The following is a 7,594-nucleotide window of genomic DNA, read 5'->3' as shown; positions in this document are numbered from 1 at the left end:
CTAAAGGCTGAGAAGTCGCGGCCATCTAATACAGTTAACCATACGGCATCACCCACTACAGAATGCTTAAGCCAATCAATAACACCATCACCATTGTAGTCTGTAAATTTCACTAAATCAGAAGGCGCATTGGCTATATCATTAGGGTCAAGCGGGTTTAAACCTAACTGTATTTCATCCCCATCAGATACACCATCACCATCTGTATCAGCATTATTAATATCAGTGCCGAATAATAGCTCATCACTGTTTGATACGCCGTCGTTATCAGCATCCGCTGCTGCGTCAGTTGTATCAAGTGGATTCAATCCATTATCAAATTCGTCAAAGTCTGATATACCATCAAAATCACTATCAGCATTATAAATATCGGTACCTAAATCACTTTCTTGGTAATCATTTAGTCCGTCGTTATCCGAGTCAGCTAAATCAGCCCACTCGCTATAACTACTGAGATCAAATAATTCGACCGAATTCATTCGCGGTGCAATAAATACACCTCGCTCATCTTCAGTAATCACACCGTCGTTATTCATATCATAATCATATGTTGAGCGCTCAAATACTAAAGCACGCCCGTTAGCGTCTACAGATATAACATCCCAAACCCTTTCGCGTTCAGCCCACTCGTCAGCGTACGACATAGTAATACGATCGCCGTTAACCGTATATGTCCACTCTTGGCCCATATACAGGCTAGTAGCGCCAGTGTCGTAATCAACTTCTCCACCTAAGCCACGACGTAAAGTACCATCTTCACGAAAGTGATAGCCGAAGACACCCTCAATATTTAAAGTGTTATTATCCCAATTAAAAGGCGTATAGGCATTAATATTGGATAACTGCATTTGGGGTAATTGCGTAGTAAGGTTATTAGTTAACTTAGCGTATGTGTTATCAAACTTAGCCAACGGTGCAATGTATACCTCAGTTAACCCTTCAGCCTGATAAACCTCGTAATACCCTAAGAGTTTATTACCTACTTGTGTAAATGGCATTATCTCAATGCGCTCAGCGGTGTTTGTAACAATAAGTTTCTCATCGTTAACAGACCACTGATACTGCCCACCAAAATATTCAGACTCTGCAAAGCCACTACTATTTAGCGTCATCACATCGGCATATATACCATTTACAGTACCAAAGTTTCTTGTTGGGCCGTAAGTTACTTGAAGTGGTAAAAATAAGTTCCACTTACCTTGTAAGTCACTTTCTGTAAAACCTGTAAATAAGTTAGAAGGGTTTGCTTCCCAATTACGAACTGATTCACTTATATATTCGTAAGATGGCATTTCTCCTTCGTAATTCCATTCACCAGGAAGTACTAAAGTAACTTTAGTTTTAGTAGATAAAATAACTTCTTGTTGGCCGTTATTTTCACCATACATTGTAAAGGTAGAGCTTACTCTTTCACTGCGCTCTTCCAACTGCATATTGTATTCAAGCTCATTATTATTAGCTTTATCTACTAGCCAATCAGCTAAATTATCACCATATTTTTCTCTCAATAAATCAAATGGATAATCGTTATAAATAAATGCTGAACTATCATTTTGCTCATAAGTTATCTGTATTTGACCGTCGGTAACTTCCCAAGTATATGGAAGTGATAGGTAGGTATCTAACCAACCTTCTCCCATGTTACCTGTTGTATTATCGTTAAATTTAAGTGCAATACCGCTATGGGCTAACCAGCCAGCCTGAGCTGCATCAGTCATTGCTACACGCTTACCCTCGAGGTCATCGGCATCAAATTGCAATGTACTTGAACCAGGAGTAGAGCCTGCATTTAATGCATCACTGCCTTGTTCAATTTCAAAGCCGTCAGTAAAACCATCGCCATCAGAGTCCATAGATAAAGGGTTTAGCCCTAATGCCACTTCCTCACTATCAGATAAACCATCAAAATCAGAGTCGCTTTGCGTTTTACTTGTACCTAAATCATCTTCTTGGTAGTCATTTAAACCATCGCCATCACCATCTGGTAATGCGTCCCACTCACTTTCCCAGTTACTTAAATCTATGGTTTCAAGCGTGTTAACTCTAGGCGCAATAAAAGCACCTCGCTCATCATCACTAATAACACCATCATTATTTGTATCTAAATCAAAGCGAGAGCGCTCGTAAACCAAAGCTCGTCCGTTTTCATCTACTGATACCACATCCCATATTCTTTCACGTGCTGAATAATCATTACTGTAGTTCATAATTATTCGATTACCATTTAAGGTATAAGTCCACTCTTGACCCATGCCAAAGCTAGTAGATTGACTGTTATAATCTCTATATCCACTTACACCACGGCGTAATGTTCCATCATTGCGAAATTGATAACCAAAAATATTTTCAATATATAACTGTTCGCCATCCCACTGCTCTGGTAGATGTGCATTAATCCCTGCAAATTGAATTTGTGGTAATGAAGTAACTAAGTTATTGGTAATTTGTGTAAAAGAATTATCAAATTTGGCAAGCGGCGCAATATATACCTCACTCAGCTTATCACCATCAAATACTTGATAAAATGCTAAGTGTGTTTTTCCCAATTGCTTAAATGGCGTAACAATAATTTCTTCATTATCAGAATTAAGCGTTAATATTCCATTTGAAAACGTCCAATTAAGTACTTTATTAGAATTTACAGTACTAACGCCACCACCACTTTGTAAAGCTAACGTATCTGCATAAATACCCGATTGAGTACCTAAACCGCGAGCAGCACCAAACGTTACATCGTAATTTAAAAATGCTAACCATTTACCTTGAACATCGCTGCTTGAAGAGCTAAGTGTGCTAGTTAAAACATTATCCCATTGCACTACTTCTTCTGTAATTGTCTCATTAATGTTAACACTGCCCGTATAACCCCAAGCTTCAGGAATAATTAAAGAATTGTTAGCTTTTAAAACAGAAATTACATTAAGTTCATCGTTTATTTGTGAATGCTTAATTAACTTGCGTTCAATAACCTGGTAATTTTGTTCTAAAAATTGCTCATGGGTAAGAGCACCCGCGTCAACTTGTTCTCTAAGCCACTGTGCAACGTCATAACCAAAACGCTGTTCAATATCGTTAAATGGGTAGTAATAATAACCACCACTTAATGTCGTGTTACCACCACCATTTATCGTAATAACACCATCATCAATTTGCCAACTCGTCGTAGTTTTACTGTAAGAACTAAGCCATTGTTCACCCAATACAACCTGGCCATTACTATTAAAATCAATAGCCAAGCCTGACTTTTGAATCCAGCCTTCTTTAACGTTACTTAATAATGCCACTCGCTGATTATTAACTTCTGAATTAATAAAGCTGAGAGAGGTTGAACCTGGGGTTGAATTTGCAGAAAGAGGATCACTACTTTGTTCTATTTCAAAGCTATCAGTAAAGCCGTCATTATCGCTGTCTTGATCTAAAGGGTTAGTACCATTTAATACTTCATCACCATCATTTAAGCCATCAAAGTCCGAATCTGAGTTATTTATATCTGTACCTAACTCTTCCTCTTTAATATCTTTTAAACCATCATCGTCAGAATCAGGTAAATAATTCCATGCATCATAAGTGCTTAAATCAACTTTAAGCATAGAATTTAAGCGCGGAGGTATAAATGGTTGTATTTCATCATCGCTTACAACACCATCTAAATTATTGTCATAACCAATATATGAATATTCAAAGACTAATGCTGTACCATTGCCATCTACAGATAGTACTTCCCAATGGCGTTCGCGTTTATAATCATCTGTTGTATAACTTGTAACAACATCATTATCATTAATGTTGTACTCCCATTTTTGTCCAAATTGCAGCATACCGTTGTTTTCATAATCTTGACTAATACCACGGTAAAATGTCCCATCTGATAAAAACTTATAAGCGAACAAATTGTCAAAGTTAACTATTGAACTACTTGGTTCCTGAAAATATAAATTAATGCCAGCAGACCATACATAAGGATATTTGGTTATTAAACTATCTGTAAACTGATTATAGGAATTATCAAACTTAGCCATTTGTGAGTTGAATGTGCGTACAAACACGTTATTTTTATATTCTTTAATGCTTGCTAAGTAACCTTTTTCTACCTCAATAAATGGCGTAATTTCAAAGCTCGTATCGCCACTTACTAAGCTAAACACACCACTAGATGCAGACCAAGTAAATTCATTCTGCGAAAAAGCATCTGTTACAGAACCATCCGCATTTAACGTCAATCTATCACTATAAATACCAGGTAGACCCTCTGGTGAAAAATAGTCAGTAATACTTCCGGGTAAACCAACTAACCATTTACCTGCTAACTCTGCTTGAGTTTGCTGCTCTAAAAGGCTGCTCTGAGAGTCGTAAAGCTTACTTTCTCGATCAAAAGATTGACTCGAAGATATTGATGAAACTGGCCAGTTCCATTCTTCCGGAACGTCCAGCTCTGCGTAATCTACCCCATACATTCTAATATCAATGTGATCATTATCAGCGGCTAATTTTTTTAAATTAACGTCAAAACTCACCTGTTCTGTGTAGGTTAAAGGAGTAGTAAGATCTCCTGCATCAACCATAGCAGTTAAATGGTCGGCAAGCTCCTGCCCGTATTTTCTGGCAATATTTTCAAATGGCGGGTATTCATTAAAAGTTTCAGCTCTAGCTTGAGATACGATATTTAAAATGCCATTTTCAACATTCCAATTTAAGTCATGCTCATAAAAAAGAGAGCTTCCGTCAAACCCAGCCCGCCCTGTATTATTTTCACTTAAATAAAAAGCAGAACTAAAATAAGGTAATGCGGCCTCATTACCGTTTTCAAGAATGGTAAATTGTGAATTTGCTACACCATCAACTGTAAAGTCACCACTAGAGATATTTATGCTATTAGCACTTACTACCTGCAAGCTTTTAACTGAAGCCGAGCGCGATAAAATATGCTTATTTGCAGTGAAAGAGTTAACGGTTTTATATTCATCATTAACTTTTTTTAGTTGTTGCAAATCAATATATGAGGAGGTTTCGGAAGCAATCAAAGAAATGGGCGCAGACAATAACGCGCCAATTGCTAATTTAGCAATTTTCATAACTAAGTCCTTTTAATTAGGGTGATTTATAAAAAATTAATATTAGTACAGTTTACAAAAAGTAAACAAGATTTACCAACGAAATGTATAAAAAATGTAAACCTGATAATTTAAAGCAACCAACTTAATTAAAGAAATCACTTTGTAGTAGCAAAACCTTAGCGATAGTAAGGCTTAACTTTTACTATTGAGCCGCACTAAATAAATATTCAAACACATATTTCTAACTGCTTATTGGCATTCCTATTGATTCATAAGCCATAAACCAAAGACCGTTGCAGTGACTATATTGCTACCACTCATAACACTTGGCTTGTTGCTTCTATTAGCATCAACTAAGTAAAACATTTGATCATTAGTCGCTAGAACACTATAAATTAAATCATCCGTTTCTGAATTATGTGATAGCTTAATAACTAATTGGCCTAGTTCATTTATATCCCATGGAGCCGAGTAAAACTGACCTTCAAGATTGATCACAGCATTATTTGCATCCACAAAACCAACACTGTTTACCATTAATTTATTAGAATTTGAGCTACCGTTAGTTCCATAACTTAAAAAATCAAACTGCTTATCTATAAGATCTAATTCATCCCATACATTTAATATGGTGCTAGAGCTTGGCTTTATAGATGAATACATAGAAAGTTGACCTTGCTCATCCGTGGCGATAGCAAAATCATCTGCTACATAGAGAAAGTCATGAACTTTTTTGTCATCACCAGAAAAAACCGACAGCAAACTATTTTCAACCTCGTATGGAGCTAAACTACCTGCATTATTAATGTTACTTCCATCAAATAAGAGCTGCTCTGCCCCTTTTTCACTACGTAAAGCATCGTTAAAATAAGTTACATATCTAAAATCATCATTTGTCTGTGCACTCACAAACTCAGTTAAAGTACTTAAAGAGTCATCTAAAATTTTATCAAAAATAACTTCGTGATTTTGGCCATCAATAACCGAAACTCTAGAGTTTATTGTATGCTGTTTTACTCCAATAAGTGCTATATCTAAAACACCATCCTTATTGGCATCAACTGACTCAATATGATAAGCATGCCACTGGTGGTCCCATTCAAACAAATCAAGCTGCTTGCCCGTTACAATACTTTTTACACTTAATGTAATACGGTTGGACGTGCGAGCAGCCCCCACTAAACCAATTTCTTTAACACCATCACCATCAAAGTCATGTAACTCTATAACCACTGAGCCTAAATGCCACTTACCTTGTGGCCAACTAATATTTTTAAGTCTTGTATTTGGTAACCGCCCGTCGTTAATAAGCGCTTTAAATCTAGCGTCACTGTAATCCATCCCAGCCACAGCAACCTCTTTAACACCATCACCCGTAAAGTCACTCAGCATTAAAGGTGTATTAACCTTTATATTGGTATTCCAAGTTAATGTACGCACCGTACCAATTTTAGTGCTACCGTGTTTAATTACCATTTGATAACGGTTGTCATCGTATCGACGTCCAAATTGGCCTAAATCAAATGTACCGTCTCCATTTAAATCATCTAACACATATAAATTAGTAACATCCCAATTTTTAACCCAGTTATATACATCAAGTTTATTAGTTGGATTAACACCATCAAAAACAAATAACTGACCATTATTGCGGCGTAGATGTTTACCATATACGCCAATTTCGGAAATACCATCCCCTGTTACATCGCTTAAACTCACAACTTTAGGATCTTTCCAATTATTAGGCCATTTAAAAGTATTAACTAAGTTTCTAGATTTGCCATCTCTTATCTGCAGCTGTAACGTACCGTTTTGAAGATGTTCTCCAAAAATACCAAAATCACTTATGCCGTCACCGGTAACATCTGTAAGTTCAATAAATTCAGCACTACTCAACGATTTATTCCAAACCCAGGATTTAATCGTTTCGCCCGTTTTGCCATTTTTAAGAATAAAAATATACTTGTTAGTTATAAGATCTTCACCAAAAAAACCCAAATCATTTACGCCATCATTATTGCGATCATCAAGCCAATGAGCTTGGGTCCATGACAAATTATCGGGTACATCAAATTCTTTAATTAATGAACCATCATCCCCCGAAAAAACCTCATATTTAGGGTAAAAGCTATCTACATTGTAGCTAGCGTAGTCAGCAACACCATCTTGGTTTATATCGTCAATTAAGCGTGCCCCGAGACCGTTATTTGGTGCTCCGGCAAAGTTAGCCTGAGTAAAAAAAGGAATAAATGCTGTAACAACAGCTAAATTAAATAATAGTTTCATATAAATCATCCATGAATAAAAGAGGTACAAAATATTAGCACAGCTGCACAAAAAAACATCATGACTTAGATTCTTTTTGAACTTTTTTACATAAAAAAGCCACGGTGCTATTAACACCGTGGCTTCTGTTTTTACCTATTTAAATATCAGCTTAGTGAATGGTTGTGCTTAGCAATCCTAAACCCTCGCCACTGTAAATAATACTGCTGCGGCTTAATGTTCCAGCATCAACACCGTTAACAATAATGTCAGCC

The 7,594-nt window shown here is 36.5% G+C and carries 1 protein-coding gene and 1 pseudogene; both read right to left on the bottom strand.

The features are described 5' to 3' along the window. Positions 1-5,072, bottom strand: a pseudogene (locus tag H5092_RS20255) (hypothetical protein); the annotation flags it as partial. A 243-nt stretch (positions 5,073-5,315) separates the two neighbouring features. After that, positions 5,316-7,340, bottom strand: a complete 2,025-nt coding sequence (locus H5092_RS20250; RefSeq protein ID WP_182734847.1) for a hypothetical protein — start codon at positions 7,338-7,340, stop codon at positions 5,316-5,318. Between the last annotated feature and the right edge of the window lie 254 nt (positions 7,341-7,594).

The organism is Pseudoalteromonas sp. SR41-7, assembly GCF_014163935.1.
In the GTDB taxonomy this organism is placed as follows: Bacteria; Pseudomonadota; Gammaproteobacteria; order Enterobacterales; family Alteromonadaceae; genus Pseudoalteromonas; species Pseudoalteromonas distincta.
The sequence above is the reverse complement of the archived record's forward strand: the minus strand, read 5'-3'. Positions and strand labels throughout refer to the sequence as shown.

Bases quoted from the DNA above. Each gene is read 5' to 3' on its own strand.
- H5092_RS20250 (WP_182734847.1), bottom strand. From the start codon at position 7,340: ATGAAACTATTATTTAATTTAGCTGTTGTTACAGCATTTATTCCTTTT.